This is a genomic window from Pseudomonas sp. PDM10 (assembly GCF_014852295.1).
Taxonomy (GTDB): Bacteria; Pseudomonadota; Gammaproteobacteria; order Pseudomonadales; family Pseudomonadaceae; genus Aquipseudomonas.
Map to the genome: position 1 here is coordinate 601,964 of NZ_JACVBJ010000001.1, position 16,301 is coordinate 618,264.

At 58.7% G+C, this 16,301-nt stretch carries 17 protein-coding genes and 2 pseudogenes; 7 read left to right on the top strand and 12 right to left on the bottom strand.

The features are described from left to right. Window positions 1–38: 38 nt before the first annotated feature. Both IB252_RS02875 and IB252_RS02880 read right to left on the bottom strand, forming a co-directional pair. The gene (locus IB252_RS02875) at window positions 39–314 is read right to left on the bottom strand and encodes a hypothetical protein (protein WP_192406679.1); all 276 of its coding nucleotides are present in this window, start codon (window positions 312–314) and stop codon (window positions 39–41) included. A 178-nt stretch (window positions 315–492) separates the two neighbouring features. Continuing rightward, window positions 493–1,227, bottom strand: coding sequence for a DUF899 domain-containing protein (locus IB252_RS02880; protein WP_192406681.1), 735 nt, complete (start codon window positions 1,225–1,227; stop codon window positions 493–495). Between the two features lie 177 nt (window positions 1,228–1,404). Between IB252_RS02880 and IB252_RS02885 the strand changes: the two genes are divergently transcribed. Further along, window positions 1,405–1,797, top strand: coding sequence for a transcriptional regulator (locus IB252_RS02885; protein WP_074874388.1), 393 nt, complete (start codon window positions 1,405–1,407; stop codon window positions 1,795–1,797). Between the two features lie 122 nt (window positions 1,798–1,919). On the opposite strand, the gene IB252_RS02890 is transcribed toward IB252_RS02885, so the two are convergent. From IB252_RS02890 to IB252_RS02900, 3 genes are all read right to left on the bottom strand, one after another. Beyond that, window positions 1,920–2,789 carry a DUF6279 family lipoprotein gene (locus IB252_RS02890; protein ID WP_192406683.1) on the bottom strand — a complete coding sequence of 290 codons (870 nt, stop codon included), beginning with the start codon at window positions 2,787–2,789 and terminating at the stop codon, window positions 1,920–1,922. An 80-nt stretch (window positions 2,790–2,869) separates the two neighbouring features. After that, window positions 2,870–3,586 carry a TorF family putative porin gene (locus IB252_RS02895; protein ID WP_192406685.1) on the bottom strand — a complete coding sequence of 239 codons (717 nt, stop codon included), beginning with the start codon at window positions 3,584–3,586 and terminating at the stop codon, window positions 2,870–2,872. A 218-nt stretch (window positions 3,587–3,804) separates the two neighbouring features. Beyond that, the gene (locus tag IB252_RS02900) at window positions 3,805–3,993 is read right to left on the bottom strand and encodes a hypothetical protein (protein ID WP_017337097.1); all 189 of its coding nucleotides are present in this window, start codon (window positions 3,991–3,993) and stop codon (window positions 3,805–3,807) included. 351 nt (window positions 3,994–4,344) lie between these two features. Between IB252_RS02900 and IB252_RS02905 the strand changes: the two genes are divergently transcribed. Together IB252_RS02905 and IB252_RS02910 are read left to right on the top strand one after the other, a co-directional pair. Further along, window positions 4,345–5,181 (top strand): S1 RNA-binding domain-containing protein, encoded by an 837-nt coding sequence (locus IB252_RS02905; RefSeq protein WP_008153208.1) that lies wholly within the window; start codon window positions 4,345–4,347, stop codon window positions 5,179–5,181. 71 nt (window positions 5,182–5,252) lie between these two features. Next, window positions 5,253–6,185, top strand: coding sequence for a DMT family transporter (locus IB252_RS02910; protein WP_192406687.1), 933 nt, complete (start codon window positions 5,253–5,255; stop codon window positions 6,183–6,185). Here the strand turns inward: IB252_RS02910 and IB252_RS02915 are convergent. Beyond that, a complete protein-coding gene (locus IB252_RS02915) occupies window positions 6,130–7,311 on the bottom strand; it encodes an MFS transporter (RefSeq protein WP_192406688.1) in 1,182 nt (393 codons plus the stop codon). The genes IB252_RS02910 and IB252_RS02915 overlap by 56 nt on opposite strands. A gap of 103 nt (window positions 7,312–7,414) precedes the next feature. On the opposite strand from IB252_RS02915, the gene ptrR reads away from it, so the two are divergent. Together ptrR and IB252_RS30285 are read left to right on the top strand one after the other, a co-directional pair. Next, on the top strand, window positions 7,415–8,308 hold the full coding sequence (ptrR, locus tag IB252_RS02920) for a putrescine utilization regulator PtrR (RefSeq protein WP_111452683.1): 894 nt from the start codon (window positions 7,415–7,417) through the stop codon (window positions 8,306–8,308). 140 nt (window positions 8,309–8,448) lie between these two features. Continuing rightward, window positions 8,449–8,577 (top strand): PA1414 family protein, encoded by a 129-nt coding sequence (locus tag IB252_RS30285; protein WP_007914492.1) that lies wholly within the window; start codon window positions 8,449–8,451, stop codon window positions 8,575–8,577. A gap of 243 nt (window positions 8,578–8,820) precedes the next feature. Here IB252_RS30285 and IB252_RS30030 read toward each other — a convergent pair. From IB252_RS30030 to speB, 6 genes and pseudogenes are all read right to left on the bottom strand, one after another. Further along, window positions 8,821–8,943, bottom strand: a pseudogene (locus IB252_RS30030) (acyl carrier protein); the annotation flags it as partial. Between the two features lie 18 nt (window positions 8,944–8,961). Beyond that, the gene (locus IB252_RS02925; protein ID WP_140684406.1) at window positions 8,962–9,687 is read right to left on the bottom strand and encodes an MBL fold metallo-hydrolase; all 726 of its coding nucleotides are present in this window, start codon (window positions 9,685–9,687) and stop codon (window positions 8,962–8,964) included. Between the two features lie 85 nt (window positions 9,688–9,772). Next, window positions 9,773–11,152 (bottom strand): sodium:solute symporter, encoded by a 1,380-nt coding sequence (locus tag IB252_RS02930; protein ID WP_111452685.1) that lies wholly within the window; start codon window positions 11,150–11,152, stop codon window positions 9,773–9,775. Window positions 11,153–11,321: 169 nt separating this feature from the next. Then, window positions 11,322–12,847 (bottom strand): annotated as a pseudogene (locus tag IB252_RS02935) (purine-cytosine permease family protein). A 54-nt stretch (window positions 12,848–12,901) separates the two neighbouring features. Beyond that, a complete protein-coding gene (locus IB252_RS02940; RefSeq protein WP_111452687.1) occupies window positions 12,902–13,309 on the bottom strand; it encodes a YybH family protein in 408 nt (135 codons plus the stop codon). Window positions 13,310–13,318: 9 nt separating this feature from the next. Then, complete coding sequence (speB, locus tag IB252_RS02945) at window positions 13,319–14,269, bottom strand: agmatinase (protein ID WP_008153224.1); 951 nt, start codon at window positions 14,267–14,269, stop codon at window positions 13,319–13,321. A gap of 311 nt (window positions 14,270–14,580) precedes the next feature. Here speB and IB252_RS02950 point away from each other — a divergent pair, with 311 nt between their 5' ends. Together IB252_RS02950 and IB252_RS02955 are read left to right on the top strand one after the other, a co-directional pair. After that, on the top strand, window positions 14,581–15,477 hold the full coding sequence (locus tag IB252_RS02950; protein WP_008153227.1) for a LysR family transcriptional regulator: 897 nt from the start codon (window positions 14,581–14,583) through the stop codon (window positions 15,475–15,477). 14 nt (window positions 15,478–15,491) lie between these two features. After that, window positions 15,492–16,088, top strand: a complete 597-nt coding sequence (locus tag IB252_RS02955) for a tRNA-uridine aminocarboxypropyltransferase (protein WP_192406689.1) — start codon at window positions 15,492–15,494, stop codon at window positions 16,086–16,088. Window positions 16,089–16,301 lie beyond the last annotated feature (213 nt).

A 16,301-nucleotide genomic window follows, 5' to 3' on the forward strand; every position in this document is an offset into this window, starting at 1 on the left:
ATGTCCGGTTTTTTTATGCCTGGGATTCCTGAGCCGGATCAACCCTCGGTTTTCTTCTCTGCGGAATCCAGCTCCTTCAATCGCTGATCGATCAACTGGCACTTGTCCGGCAGATCCTTGCTGGCCGTCCCCAGATCCATCTTCTGTAACTCGGCGTTGATCTCCTTGGCTTTGGCTGGGTTTTGTTCGGTGAGCTTGGCGACTTCTTTGGCCAGTTGTTCGCGCTTAATGGTGGCTTCTTCGGGCGTGCAGGCCCAAACGGGGAGGGCGCAGGCGAGGGTGGCGGCGAGGGTGAGTTTGAGCAGGGTTTTCATGGGGTGGGCCTCATTTCCGGTTAAGGCGGGTTATCCGGTTGAGGGCTGAAGTGTGGAAAAAGTTCAGAGACGACAAACCCGGTCGCCTTTTGGGCGATGGTTTGCCAACATCTGTGGGAGTGACCTCGCTCCCACAGATGATTTGCAGTGTTTGGGGATAGGGTGTTCGGCAGATGCTCTACCCTCCATGGCAGCAACTGGCCGAGACCTTGTCGTCATACTGATCGTGAAGCCTTACCCATTCCATGATTTCTTCTTCGTTGCGCCCTTTGGGTGTGAGATCCAGGTAGTTATAGGCCCCGACCAACATGTCCAGACCTCGGGCATAAGTGGAATAGGTGTGAAAAATCTCTCCAGCTTCATTGCGATAAAACACGCTGAGGCCGGGGAGTTCTTCTTCGGCGCCGTCGGATTTTTCGTAGTTGTAGGTGGCTTTACCGGCGGTGACGTCTTCTGCTCGGGCCGAAACGCCAAAGTCGTAATTGAAATCGCTACCTTCTGACGACACCCAATCGAATTTCCAGCCCATGCGTCGTTTGAAGGCTTGGAATTCGGCGAACGGTGCGTGGGAAACCGCTACCACGGCGACGTCATGATGGGCCAGGTGTTGGTTGGCGCCGTCAATGTGATCGGACAGGAACGAGCAGCCAGAGCAGCCTTCGTCCCAGCCTTTGCCAAACATGAAGTGGTAGATGATCAACTGGCTACGGCCGCCGAACAGGTCAGCCAGTTTCAGTTCGCCGTTCGGGCCCTGGAAACGGTAGTCCTTGTCGATTTTCACCCAGGGCAGGGCGCGGCGTTCGGCGCTGAGTTTGTCTCGTTCTTTGGTGAAGGCTTTTTCGTGGGCCAGGTGTTGTTTACGGGCGGCGAGCCATTCTTCTCGGGAGACGACGGGATGATTCTGAATGTTCATTGGGATTCTCCTGCGGGGTGCTGGGAGGGGACTTACACAGCCTAGTCGTTTGGCCTACGCCCAATTCGACATACCGCCGGTCGGTGCTGTTCAAAACCTCAGCTGAACGGCTACGAACTGCACCGGTCACAACCTATGAAGGCCATTTCACTGGCGGGCACCGGAGGTTGAATCAGGATGACGACTTATAACTGGGATTTGATTGAACGCTTGCTGCATGAAGTGCAGAACGGCGCTGGCCATACGTTCACCCCACGACCCTACGCCGAGCAGTATGCGGCGGAGAAAGCGTCGAAAGGTGAGCCGTTTGAGAACCTGGATCACCTGAAAACGGTAGCTGGTGAGTACGAAAAGTTACTGTTGTTACGGGGCTATATCGAGCCTCGGCCAGAAGATCAGGGTGGCAATGGCGAGAACTACATTTTGACGCCTCGGGGCTCGAGTTTATTGAGCTTGATCGACAGCAGCATTCCGGGGAATGACCATCCGCGGCAGGTGTTGGATGAGCAGGAAGATGCGCTGGATGAGGTGAGGTTTGATGAGATCGCATCGAGGGCACAGATTGCCTGAAGACGCGCATATCCCCTGTGGGAGCGGGCTTGCTCGCGAATGCGGTGTGTCAGGCAACTATAAGTTAACTGGTACATCGCATTCGCGAGCAAGCCCGCTCCCACAGGGGAGTTGTGTAGCGCTTAACTTTGTTTTGCTGCCTTCAGGCACTTCAAATCGTTGAAGTCCTTGCGCACCCCTTCTATTTTCTTCAGCAACCGCTGGCGCTGTTCCGGCGTGCTTTCGGCCATCAAATCTACAAACAATCCCCGTGCCTGGGCTTCGGTGTTGGCGTAGGCCTGGCGATAAGCGGGCGTCCACAAACTCTCGCGATTGACCAGAAGTGTCTCGATTCGCTGTGGGAATTCTGGACTCTGGCGCTGCGAAACCGCTGCACTGAACTCCTTCTGCCAATGGACGCGGTTGGCGATCCATTGCGTATTCTGGTCACCCAAGGCGTTGGACCACGCGACCACGCGTAGCTGCTGGGTTGCACTGAGTGGGCCGAGCCAGTCATTCAGGCGTTTTTCCATGCGCTGACTGCGTTGCTTGATCTGTTGATCGAGAGACGGTTTGAGGTATCGCTCCTGGCGTTTGTTCTGGTCCTTGGCAAAGGCGTCGTTCATTTCCGCGACTTGTTTGTCATCCAGCCCCTGTAACAGCTCAATGGCCGATGGGGTGATTTCCTTTGCGGTCTGGGCGATGGCCTGTTTGGCTTCCTGGGTGCGGGTTTGCAGTGCGGCGTCGGTGACCTGATTGGTCTCTACCATGACTTTCAAGCGATCCAGCCAGTCGAGGTAGCCCGGCAATTGCGTGGTGCAGTGCCAGATCAGGTGCTCTTTGAGGCGTTCATTAAACCAATCTTTTTGCTCGCCGTTCATGTTCAGGTAGTCGCTGAGCGTCCACGGAATGATCACGTCGAGGTTGCGATAGGCCAGGCCCACGCGGCTGCACGCACCGAGGGCGAGACTGAGGGTGATAATGACGGCGAGACATTTCAACCAGCGCGACATGGGCGAATCCTTTGCGAAGGCCTGGCTTTTTTAATGGGCTTCTTTATGTGAACGCAGGATGAGCCTCGCAGTTCAGCCGATCAGTAAAAGGCGCGTTCGGCCTTGAGGGTGACCAACCCGTCGCATTGGCTGTTGTGCCCGGAATAGGCGGAACAACTGTTGCCGCTCAAGCTGGAGTCACTGTAGATCAGGTCCAGATCGACGCCCATGAACGGGCGGGAAAGTTTCACTGACCAGTCGGTGAAACTGCCTACATACCCACCGTCGACGGACACCGGCGCGTTGAGCTGGTGGGTGGTGTATTTCATGCTGATCCCGATGCCAAACGGCTGATTGCCACCGAGGTCGGCGAATACGGTGCTGTTCTGTTTGTCGGGGTCGTTGCTGAAGGCTGCGCCGAAACGGCTGCCCAGAAAGGTCAGGCCACCGAAAAGCTCCTGGCTGTCGAGGGTGTCCACTTTCGGGTAGCTGTAACGGATCATGCCGACTTCGTACCCGAGGGTATTATCGAAAGGCTGTTTAAAGCCCATGTAGGAGTCGACTTCAAGGTTGGCCCCTGGCGTTAAACCCATGCTCGGTGCCCATTGGCCCACGTAAAAACCGCTGTCGTGACTCAGGTCGAGACCACCGTGGAACGAGCCGGTGCTGGAAGGTTTGACCAGCCCTTGGGCCATGCTGCGGCTGGGGGTGGTGCCGAGTTTGAGATCGAAGTCGCCCAGTTCACCCTGAAAGGTTTGCGCATTGGCGACTGAACACGACAGCAGGGTGCCGAGCAGTAAATAGGAGGGTTTGAGCATGCGTCACTCCATGACAGCGAGGTGCAGGCACTAAAAACCTACTGAAACGCTTGATCTAGACGTGTGTAAGCATACCGGCGAATGATCGGCATCGAGGGCCGTTCGTCGATTTTTGAAATATTGGTGTTTTGCGGGGGTGTTGCGAGGAGGGTTCCAGTCCAAGCGCTTCGAAGCTCAAAGCGCTTAGGGACCAGGTGACGCGGCGGATCTTGGGGAAGTTACTTCTTGCCCAGAGTGATCTGCTTGGACGGGCCGAACGTCTGGCCGCTGACGCCTTTGGCAATTTGCTGGATCTCTCCGCCGGACTTGAGGAACGCAGCAATCTGGTTGTTGATCGATTCGCTGGTTTCAACGGCTGGAGCTGGCTTTGCTTTGCTGTTGGATGCTTTTACACGCATGGCGGCCATTAACCTATAGAAAATTAACTTGGCCAGGCATCGTACAGGAAATACTTGACAATTGCTTGGTAAATATCCCCCCGAAATACACAGGGCAGATGAAGAATTAATCACAAGTTATTATTCTGAATTGGTCTCTAAGCTGCTGTTTTAACTAAGAACGATCGTGAGAAATTACAGTTTTCCGCCTGGCGGACAGGTGCGAAAACCTCCAGAACGGCCTGACGAGCGGCCTGGCGTGTGCGGTAAAGCCCAGGAAAATTAAGCCCTTCAGAGGATTTTCTTGCGCCACTGGGCTGGCCAGCGAACGCGGCCCGCAAAACCGGGTAGAATGCCGCCCACGCAATGAGGGTATTGGAAATGGCTTTAGTCGGGCGCTACAACAGTTTGCAAGTGGTTAAACACACTAACTTCGGTTTATATCTGGACGGTGGCGCGGATGGCGAAATCCTCCTGCCTAATCGTTATATTCCCAAAGATATTCCCAGCGAAGATGAAGATTGGCTCAACGTTTTTGTTTATCTGGACAGCGATGACAAACTCATCGCAACTACCGAAAAACCGAAAGTTCAAGTCGGTGAATTCGCCAGTTTAAAAGTCGTTGAAGTCAACAGCATCGGTGTTTTCCTGGATTGGGGTTTGCCGAAGGATCTGTTGCTGCCGTACTCCGAAGAAAAGCGTCAGATGACCGCCGGCGAGTATGTCGTGGTACACGTCTACCTGGACAAGCACACCCGCCGCATCACCGCGACGGCGCGTCTGGACCGCTACCTCGACAAGACCCCGGCCAACTACACCCCTGGCCAGGAAGTTGATTTGCTGGTTGCCGAAGCCACCGATATGGGCTTCAAGGCGATCATCAACAACAAGCATTGGGGCCTGATCCACAAGAACGAAATCTTCAAGTTCATGCGCGCCGGTAAAGAAGAGAAGGGCTTTATCAAAGAAGTCCGTGCTGACGGCAAGATTAGCCTGAGCCTGCAACCGGTAGGCGAAGAAGCCGCCACCAGCCTGAACTCGAAGATTCTCGCCAAGTTGCGCGACAACAATGGCAGCCTGCCGGTCAGCGACAAGAGCGACCCAACGGTGATCAGCAGTATGTTTGGCGTGAGCAAGGGCAACTTCAAAAAGGCCATTGGTGCGTTGTACAAGAACGGCCAGATCGTCATTCACGCCGATCGCATTGAACTGAGCTGAGCGTAATACCGGTCAAACTCTTGTAGCAGCTGCCGAGTTTCTGCCATGGATTGTGTTGTCGAGGTATCACGGTGAGCGCCACCCGGCGCAGTGCCGATGGGTTTGCCCTGCAAGTGATGATTGGGCTGTGCCTGATCTGGGGTATTCAACAGGTGATGATCAAGTGGGCGGCGCCAGACATTGCGCCGGTCATGCAGGCCGCCGGGCGCTCGGGTATTTCCGCGTTGCTCGTAGGATTGTTGATCTGCTGGAAGGGCGGTTGGGATCAAGTGGGCAACACTTGGCGCGGTGGACTACTGGCCGGCGCGCTTTTTGGCCTGGAGTTCTTCTTCATTTCCGAAGGCCTGCAACTGACTACGGCCGCGCACATGTCGGTGTTCCTTTACACCGCGCCGATCTTCACCGCATTGGGCGTTCATTGGTTGTTGCCGAGTGAGCGTTTAAGGCCGGTCCAGTGGTTGGGGATTTTCCTCGCCTTCGTCGGGATTGCCATTGCCTTTGCCGGTGGGGTCTCGTGGGACAACCTCGATCACCGTATGTTGATGGGCGATGCGCTGGGCGTGCTGGCCGGCGCGTCATGGGGGGCGACCACGGTGGTGGTGCGCGCTTCGCGCCTGTCGGAAGCGCCGGTGACGCTAACGCTGTTCTATCAATTGATTGTCGGTTTCGTAGGCCTGTTGCTGATTGCGATCCTCAGCGGCCAGGTCACCCACGTCAGCCTGACCACCGTGGCGGTGGCCAGTGTGTTGTTCCAGGGATTGGTGGTGTCGTTCTTCAGTTACCTGACCTGGTTCTGGCTATTGCGCCGTTACCTGGCGGCGAACCTGGCGGTGTTTTCGTTCATGACGCCGCTGTTCGGCGTCACGTTCGGTGTGCTGCTGCTGGGCGAAAAGCTGAGCTTCAACTTCGTTGTCGGCGCGGTGCTGGTGTTGTTGGGCATCACCTTTGTCAGCGCTGAGCAGTGGGTGCGCCGTCGCTTGCGCAAAGCCCTTGGACAGAGCTGACCGGGCGCAATAACAGACCGCCAGCGACAATCAAACCACTGCCGGCGAACACCAGCGCGGGCTGCAAACCACCGCTGAAATGGCTGCTCAACGCCGCGAGCATCGGCCCGCTGAGCTGGCCCACGGCAAAGCATGCCGTCAGCAGCCCGGCGTTGCGCTGGGTGGCGTGGGGCGCCAGTTCCCGGGAGCGTTGCATCACCAGCTGCATGCAGGCCAGGAACGGCGTGCCGCAGAGGATCACGCCCAAGGCCAGGCCTGGGCCACTGCCCAACAAGCAGGCGAAGACCCCGGCGGCTTGCAGCCACAACGTCGCCATCAGCCAATAGCGAGTGCCATGCGGGTGTTGTCGACGCAGACTCACCAGCACCACCCCGATGGCCGAAGCAAGTCCGAAGCAAGGCCAGAACAGATCGGCCTGCCATTGGCCATGGAACTGCGCGTTGGCCATTTGCGAGAGGAAAGTGGCCGGAATGATGTAGCCTAAACCGTACAACCCATAGACCACACCTAAACGGCTGATGCCATGATTGCCCGAGCCAGCGACGCTGGGGGCGGCGGCCACGGTCGTGGCCGGTTGCGGCAGGAACGGCAGAATCCCCAGCAGCATCGCCAGCCCGACGCCGGCATACACCAGCCACAAGGCTGCTGAAGTCTGCCCCAGCAGGTTCGATCCCAAGGCCAACAAGCCCGTCAGAAAAATCCCCAGACCCGGTCCGGCAAATACCAGGGCGCCAAGCCGTGGGCGACCGGCCGCCGCGGCCAGTGGCTGGCTCAACGCGGTGATCATCACCAGCACCCAGGCGCTGGCCACGCCGGTGCCGAACCGCAGCACCAGATGGGACCAAAACCCGTTTGCCCAGAACGAGGCCAACGTCAGCAATACACAGAGCCATAAACCGCCCAGCAAACGCCGGCGCACTTGCTGGGGGCGGCGAGAGAACATCGCGTCCACCGCACCGACGAAGTAGCCGAGGTAGTTGGCCGCGGCAATCAGACCGGCGGCGGTCAGGTCGATCTGACCTTCGCTGAGCAGGTGCGGCAACTGCGGCGTGAGGGCGAAACGCCCGATGCCCATGGCCATCATCAGGGCGATGAAACTGGCGAGTAAGCGAATCAGAGGGGACATGGTCTGAATTCCAGCAGAGGATCAATGACCGTCAGGCTAGGACTGATTGACTTTCTTTTAAAATGAATAATAGTGAGTAACTTGTTCTGATTTGGAGAATGGCGTGGAATTCAGCCAATTGCGGATTTTCCAGGCAGTAGCGCAGGAGGGTTCCATCACCCGCGCTGCCGAACGCCTGCACCGGGTGCCCTCGAACCTGTCGACCCGGCTTAAACAGCTGGAAGAGCAACTTGGTGTAGAACTGTTCGTGCGTGAACGTCAGCGTTTGCAGTTGTCGCCTGCAGGAAAAGTCCTGTTGGACTACACCGCCAAGCTGTTCAATCTGCGCGACGAAGCTCAGGCGGCGGTGCAGGGCGGGCAACCGGCCGGGGACTTCGTGCTCGGCACCATGTACAGCACGGCGGCGATTCATCTGCCGGGGTTGTTGGCGCGTTATCACCGCACTTATCCGGCGGTGAACCTGCAAGTGCAGTCCGGCCCAAGCGGCGAATTGCTTGAAGGTTTGCTCACCGGGCGTCTCGATGCGGCGCTGGTGGACGGTCCACTGGAGCTGGCCGGGCTCGACGGCGTGCCGTTGTGCGACGAACGGCTGGTGCTGATTAGCGAAGCCGATCACCCGCCGATCCTCAGCGCGCTGGATGTGGAAGGGCGCTCGGTGTTCACGTTTCGGCAGGGTTGTTCCTACCGCATGCGCCTGGAAGCCTGGTTCTCTCATTACCACGCGGCCATGGGCCGGGCGATGGAAATCGAGTCTTATCCAGGGATGCTTGCCTGCGTGATCGCCGGCTCAGGCGTGGCGCTGATGTCGGAGTCGATGCTTGCCAGTCTGCCGGGCCGCGAAAGCGTGGCGGTGCATCCGTTGGCCGAGCCATTTGCCAGTGCCACCACGTGGCTGATGTGGCGCAAAGGCATGGTCGGGGCGAACTTGAACGCCTGGCTTGAACAGCAACAATTGGTCTATCCATCGGCGCCGAGTCAGGCTCGGGAGATGGCTTGAACTATCGGTCAGGTATTTTGATCAATTCAGTAACAGATCATTGCGACTTTGGGCGAGCATTGCGTAGGACTTCGGACTATTATCAGTGCGAAGTGGCTACAGAATTTTTGGCTACTCGGCACTACCCTGAAGGGGGCACCATGAAAGAGAAAATCCAAAACTGGCTGCACGACCTGGGGGTTGCACTCGGTTTGATCGAACCGCCTCTGCAACCTGTGCCTATTCGCACTGACGACGAACAACGCCGACGCCAGCAGCGTCGCCGGTAACTACCGACACGAGGTCTGTGGCGAGCGGGCTTGTTGTGGAGAGGGGATTTATTCCCGTTGGGCTGCGAAACAGCCCCCAGACCATTCAACCGGGGTTGTATCCGGTTGGCCGCGTCAGGCGATTTTGCGACTGCTTCGCAGCCGGACGGGGTGGTGCGGCATTCCGATAAATCCCCTCGCCACAGGACGGTGTGTCCACTAGTCAATACTGATTAGCAACGGGTGAGTATTTGGCAACCCGTCTCAATCCCGCCCGATCTCGATCAAAAACCTAAACGCCGTCAAACCCAGCTGATCTTCCAGATGGAAGATCAGCTCTTCGATATCTCCTTTGTCCAATCCCAATTGCGCCAGGCTCGCGTTGTCGGCTGAGTACAGCAGGCCTCAGGCGTGCAAGCGTTGCCACTCGTCAATCATCGTGCGCAAATGCTCCCCGGAAAAACTCCCGAAATGCCCGCCATGCACCGTGCGGATCGGCAACTCGCGCAAACGCTGCAGGCTGCGGGCGTAGTCGTCGAGGTTGGAATGGTAGGCGTCTTCGATCAGCGGCCCGTCGTAGATGATGTCGCCGCTGAACAGGGTCTCGGTCGCCGCTTCGTACAGGCTGATACCGCCGGGTGAATGCCCCGGTGTGTGCAGCACTTGCAGCGTGCGGTTGCCCAGATCGAGCACGTCGCCTTCTTCGATCAGGCCGGTGGCTGGGGCAGCTTTGACCCGATACTCGGCGTAGCACAACGGGCAATCCGGGTGCGCTTCGAACATTTCGTCGCCGACAAACGCCGTGCTCAGCGTGTTCTCGCCGTCCGGTGACGCGAGGATCTGTGCTTCGGCCGGGTGCACCAGCCGTTCGGGGAATTCGTGATGCCCGGCGATGTGGTCGAAATGGCAATGGCTGGCCACGGCGACCAGCGGCCGCTCGGTGATCCACGGCAATTGCTCGCGCAGACTAACCAGCCCGGAACCGCTGTCGAGCAGCAAGTCCTTGTCGCGGCCCTGAATGTGCCAGAGGTTGCAGCGATAGAAGGGGCGGATGTAAGGCTCGTGAATCAGGCGAATACCGTCGCTGAGCTGTTTCACTTCAAACCACTGATCGCGAGAAACAATCTTCATCAAAGGTTTTCTCCAGACGAAAAAAAACGGGTGTGGCAACCGACGCCACACCCGTCGAAGAAAGCATCAAGTCGTTATGTTCAGCTTAGGCAGGGCTGGCCACTGCTGCTGGACGAGGGGACAGCAAACTGACCACCACGAAACTCACCAGACCCACACCGAGGCTGTAGTAGATCGGGGTGTTGGCATCCAGACCGTCTTTGAACATGAACACCAACGCTGTGGCGAAGCCCATGCCCATGCTGGCGATAGCACCGGCGGTGTTTGCACGTTTCCAGAAAATCGCACCGATCAGCGGGATCAGCATGCCGCCCACCAGCAGGTTGTACGCCAGGGTCAGGGCGCTGATCACGTCATTCACAACCAGAGCGATGCCGAGTACAACGATGCCGGTCAACAGGGTGAACAGGCGGTTGATGCCCAGAGTCGACTGTTTGCCGCCGCGCAGTTTCGGCAGCAGGTCTTCGGTCAGGGTGGTGGCGGCGGCGAGCAGGCCGGCGCTGGCGGTGGACATCATGGCCGCCAGGGCTGCGGCGATCACCAGGCCACGGATACCGTCCGGCAGGGACAGTTTGACGATGGCGGCGAAGGCGTTGTTGACGTTGTCCAGGTCCGGGATCAGCACATGTGCGGCCATGCCGATCAGGGCGCAGGCCAGTCCGTAAAGGATGCAGTAGAAGCCTGCGAATGTACCGGCGACCTGAGCCACTTTGGCGCTCTTGACGGTGAACACACGCTGCCAGATGTCTTGGCCGATCAGGATTCCGAAGAAGTAGATCATGAAGTAGGTGATGATGGTGTCCCAGCCAATCGTGGTGAAGCTGAAGGCGGTGGCCGGCAGTTTCAACACCAACTCATCCCAACCACCGACGCGGTACAGGCAGATTGGCAACAGGATGAACATCAGGCCCACGGTCTTGATCACGAACTGGACGATGTCGGTCAGGGTCAGGGACCACATGCCGCCGATCGCTGAATAAATCACCACCACGCCACCGCCGACCAGTATCGACAGCCAGAACGGCAGGTCGAACAGCACTTGCAGCACGGTGCCAATGGCCAGGATCGAGACCACGCCGATCATCAGCGCATACGCCAGCATGATCACCGCGCTCGCCGAGCGGGCCATCGGGTTGTAGCGTTTTTCCAGCACCTGGGTAACGGTGTAGATCTTCAGTTTCAGCAGCGGTTTGGCGAGGAACAGGTTCAGCGCCACGATCCCGCAACCGAGGGCCGCGCAGAGCCAGAAACCAGAGATACCATGGACGTAGCCCAGGCGCACGGTGCCGACGGTGGACGCGCCGCCCAGGACGGTGGCGGCCATGGTGCCCATGTACAGGCTCGGGCCGAGGTTACGACCGGCGACCAGAAAGTCTTCGTTGGTCTTGGCCTTGCGCATGCCGTAGTAGCCGAGTATCAGCATCGCGGCGGCGTAGATGAGTACGACGAATAAATCCAATGCCATGATGGCGTGTCTCCGATTGTCTTTTTTATGGTGAAACAAAAATATTTCTGTGGGGCATCCCCCTGTGGGAGTGAGCCTGCTCGCGATAGCGGTCTTGCAGTCACATCAATGTTGGATGTGCCGCCGTCATCGCCGGCAAGCCGGTCTCGCTCCCACAGGTGGATCAGTGTCAGGCGGGCTGACGGAGTTCAGGCTTTGCCATGGTGTGTGTGCCCTTGCTGCGTGCATCGTTTGGACCAAACACCGCGGCCGATTCCGGGAACAGGCTCAACAGCGTCAGGTACACCAGCGACGCCAGGCCAAGGGTGACCGGCAGGCTGATGTCGATGCCGCCGGCCAGTTCACCGAGCGGACCCACGAACTGCCCAGGCAGGTTCACAAAGCACAAGCCCACCGCGGCACTTGGAATCCAGGCACCCAGACCACGCCAGTTCCAGCCGTGCGTGAACCAGTAACGACCACCTTTCTCGCCGCGGGTGAACACTTGCAGGTCATCCGGGCAGTAGAAACCGCGACGCACCAGCAGACCGATGATCATGATCACCATCCACGGGGTGGTGCAGGTGATGATCAGCACGGCGAAGGTCGATACGCTCTGCACCAGGTTCGCTGCAAAACGGCCGATGAAGATGAAGGCAATCGACATCACACCGATCAGCAGCGTGGCCTTGACCCGCGACAGTACCCGTGGGAACACGCTGGACATGTCCAGCCCGGTGCCATAGAGCGAGGTGGTGCCGGTGGACATGCCGCCGATCACCGCGATCAGGCACACCGGCAGGAAGAACCAGCTCGGTGAAACCGCCAGCAGGCCGCCGACGTAGTTGTTGGCCGCGATGTAGTCCGGCGCCTTGATCGCTACGATGGTGGCGGTGGCGAGGCCAAACAGGAACGGGATGAAGGTTGCGATCTGCGAGATCACCACGGCAGCCATGATGCGGCGCTTGGAGGTGTCACGCGGGATGTAACGCGACCAGTCACCGAGGAACGCGCCGAAGGAAATCGGGTTGCTCATCGCCACCAGCGCCGCGCCGATGAAGGCGGCCCAGAAGCCGGGTTGGCCCATGCTGACGGTGCCGGCGTAGTTCACATCAAGTAGTTCACATCAAACGGACCGACGAAAGCGAAGATGCCCAGCAGGAACAACAGGCTGGCGCTCCATACCGCGATCTTGTTGACCCACAGCAGGAAGCGGAAGCCGTAGATGCAAACGGTCAGCACCAGGATCGCGAACAGACCGTAGGCCAGGCCCAGGGTCAGGTCGGTTTCCGGAAGACCGATCAAGCGCTTGGCGCCACCAATCAGCGCATCACCCGAACTCCACACCGAAAGCGAGAAGAAGGCGATGGCGGTCAACAGCGACAGAAACGAACCGACGATCCGCCCGTGCACGCCGAAGTGCGCACCGGAAGACACGGCGTTGTTGGTGCCATTGATTGGACCGAACAGACCCATTGGCGCAAGGATCAGCGAGCCCAGCAACACGCCCAGCACAATCGCCCAGACGCCCGCCTGAAAAGACAGGCCGAACAGTACCGGGAAACTGCCGAGCACGGCGGTGGCAAACGTGTTGGAACCACCGAAGATCATCCGGAACAAATCCGTCGGGCCTGCGGTGCGTTCACTGTCCGGGATCTGTTCGACCCCGTAGGTTTCAATGTGCGTAAGGCTTTGGTCTTTGTTGTTGTTATTCATGATCAGCTCCGATCATAAAGGCGCGCTCATCGTGTGTGAGCGTCACCTGTTTGGCTAAGGGGGTGGCAGCCCTTCCGGCATCGCGGACAAATGTTCGTGGCAGGCCAGCCATAGGCCTTGTTGTTGTCGGCGAAACACAATGGTCTCGCGCTCCTGGCTGAAATGTTGCTCCCCTTGCATGCGCAGCTCGGTGGCCACGTCATGGATGAAAATCGCCACGTCACCCTGCAGGCTGACGAAGGCGTTGCTCGAGGTGCACGAAAGCACTTCGAAGCCATCCTCCGAGCGCCAGGTGTCCCACAACGCTTGATAGGCATCGCGCGACAGCAGGGGCTGTTCGAGGGGGTAGAACACGAAGCTGGCGTCGGTGCTGAATGCTCCGAAGTAAGCTTCGCGATCGTTACGGGCAAAGGCGGCTACCAGATCGGCAGCGGCCTGGAGTACCTGATCACGTTCGTTCACGACCAATCCTCAGCGGTGGACTACGCCAGGCAGTACGCAGAGCATTTCGTACAGCAGGTTGGCGGCCAGCAGCGAGGTGTTGCCGGTGGTGTCGTAAGCGGGCGAGACTTCTACCAGATCGCAGCCGACCAGGTCGAGGCCTTGGCAGCCGCGAACGATTTCAATCGCCTGAATGGTCGTCAGACCACCGATTTCCGGGGTGCCGGTACCTGGCGCCCAGGCTGGATCGATGCCGTCGATGTCGAAACTCAGGTACACCGGACCGCCGCCGACTTTCTCGCGAACTTCGGCCATCAGCGGAGCCAGGGATTTGTGCCAGCACTCTTCGGCCTGAACCACACGGAAGCCCTGGTTGCGGCTCCAGTTGAAGTCATCGGCGGTGTAGCCCTGAGCGCGCAGACCGATCTGTACTACGCGGTCCGGATCAAGAAGACCTTCTTCGACAGCGCGGCGGAAGGTGGTGCCGTGGGCGATTTTCTCGCCGAACATGTGATCGTTCACATCGGCGTGAGCGTCGATGTGCACCAGGCCGACCTTGCCGTGCTTCTTATGGATCGCACGCAGGATGGGCAGGGTGATGGTGTGGTCGCCGCCGAGGGTCAGGGGGATCACATTGTGTTCGAGGATTTTGTGGTAGGACTCTTCGATGATCCGTACCGCGTCCAGCAGGTTGAACGTGTTGATCGCCACGTCACCGATGTCGGCAACCGACAGCGAGTCGAACGGTGCAGCGCCGGTGGCCATGTTGTACGGGCGGATCATCACCGATTCGGCGCGGATTTCGCGAGGCCCGAAACGGGTGCCTGGGCGCAGGGACGTGCCGATGTCCAGCGGGACGCCAACGAAGGCAGCATCCAGACCGGCAGCGGTTGGCACATGGGGGAGTCGCATCATGGTGGCGATGCCGCCGAAGCGCGGCATTTCATTGCCGCCCAGTGGTTGGTGAAGAATCTTGTCCACGGGTAAGGCCTCATCGTCGTTGTTTTATTTATGTCGGTTGCGCAGGTCGGGGAGACGCAGGCACCGCTGTGGGGCGATTCTGCGAAATGTAGTGGCCGGGAAGAATCGCTACGGGCAAATACTTAGTTCAGATTTTTCTAAACTAATGGCCGCGGCGACGATAGACTTCTCCGCATGATCGTTCCCATGCTCCGCGTGGGAATGCATCCACGGACGCTCCGCGTCCCGCTAATTCGTGTATGTGACGCAGAGCGTCACGGGCTGCATTCCCACGCAGAGCGTGGGAACGATCAATATTGCTGGAGATCCTCATGGCCAACGCATTACCCGACCTGAAACTGTTGCGCATTTTCGTCAGCGTGGTTCGCCATCAGGGGTTTGCCAACGCCCAGCAAGAGCTCAACCTCTCGACCTCGGCCATCAGTACTTACATGAGCCAGCTCGAAGCCGCCCTCGGCCTGGTCCTATGCCATCGCGGTCGTGGTGGTTTCAGCCTGACCAGCAAAGGCGAACTGTTCCACCAGGAAACCCTGCGTCTGCTCGGCGAACTCGAAGGCTTCGAGCAATACGCTGCTGCCCTCAAAGGCGAACTGCGCGGTACCTTGAACCTCGGTGTCATCGACTCCACCGTCAGCGACAAGGCCTTGCCCTTCGCCGAAGCCATTGGCGCCTACAGTCAGGAACACCCGGCCGTGCATTTGCATTTGTCGGTCATGAGCCCTTACGAACTGCAACTCGGCGTGCAGGACAATCGCCTCGACCTGGCCATCGGTGCGTTCTCCACGCGCATGAGCGGTCTGGTCTATATGCCGCTGTACCGCGAGCAACACTGGTTGTATTGCAGCAGTCGTCATCCGCTGTTCACCGAGCGGCGCATCCCTGAACAAGTGATCACCCAGCAGCGCATGGTCGGCCGCGGTTACTGGAGCCAGGCGGAACTGGCACGCCACGGTTTCAAACACAGTGCGGCGACGGTGGAAAGTATGGAGGCGCAGCTGATTCTCGTGTTGTCGGGCGCCTACATCGGCTACCTGCCGGAGCACTACGCTCAGGCTTGGGCCGACAAGGGCGATTTGCGGGTGCTGCTGCCGGCGACCTTCGGCTATCAGGCGCCGTTCTCGATGATCGTGCGTCGTGGCCGCAGCCGCGAGCCGTTGATCCAGACCTTTCGCGATTTGCTCAAAGCACAACTGAATCAGGCCGCTTAACGGAAAAACAAGCCATGTCCAGAATCCAATGTCCGCGCTGCCTGCGTCCGCAAACTCATTGCCTGTGCCCGCTGATTCCGAGCCTCGACAGCCGCTCCCGGGTGTTGCTGTTGCAGCATCCGAGCGAAGTGAACCATGCGCTGAACACCGCGCGGTTGGCGGCGTTGGGGTTGAAGAATGCCGAGTTGATCGTTGGCGAGGTGTTCGAGGATTTGCCAGCGCTGTTGAATCAACCGGGCTATCAGGCGCGGCTGTTGTTTCCCGCCGATGATGCGCAGCCGTTGCAGGCTTACACGCTAAATGATGAACCGATGTTGTTGGTGGTTCCGGACGGCACCTGGCGCAAGGCGCGCAAGATGCTGCACCTCAACCCGCTGCTGGCGGCGCTGCCGAGGGTGACGTTGGCGCAGGGCGCAGTGTCGAGATATCGATTGCGCAAGGCACCGGGGCCGGGCGCGTTGTCGACGGTGGAGGCGATAGTGCAGGCGTTGCAGACCCTCGAAGCGCCGACCACTTTTGACCCGTTGTTACGGCCGTTCGAGGCGTTGATCGAGGGGCAGATCGCGGCGATGGGGGAGGAGACCTTTCAGCGCAATCATGGGCCGAAATGATCATTGCCTGTGCGGGCCTCATCGCGAGCAGGCTCGCTCCCACAGTTAACCGAGTTCCTCCAGGAGAAATGCGATCCACTGTGGGAGCGGGCTTGCTCGCGAAGACGGTAGAACAATCAAAGAAAATCCCAGCAGAAACTATCTCCCACAGTTGACCGAGTTCTTCCAGAAGAAATGCGATCAAATGTGGGAGCGAGCCTGCTCGCGATAGCG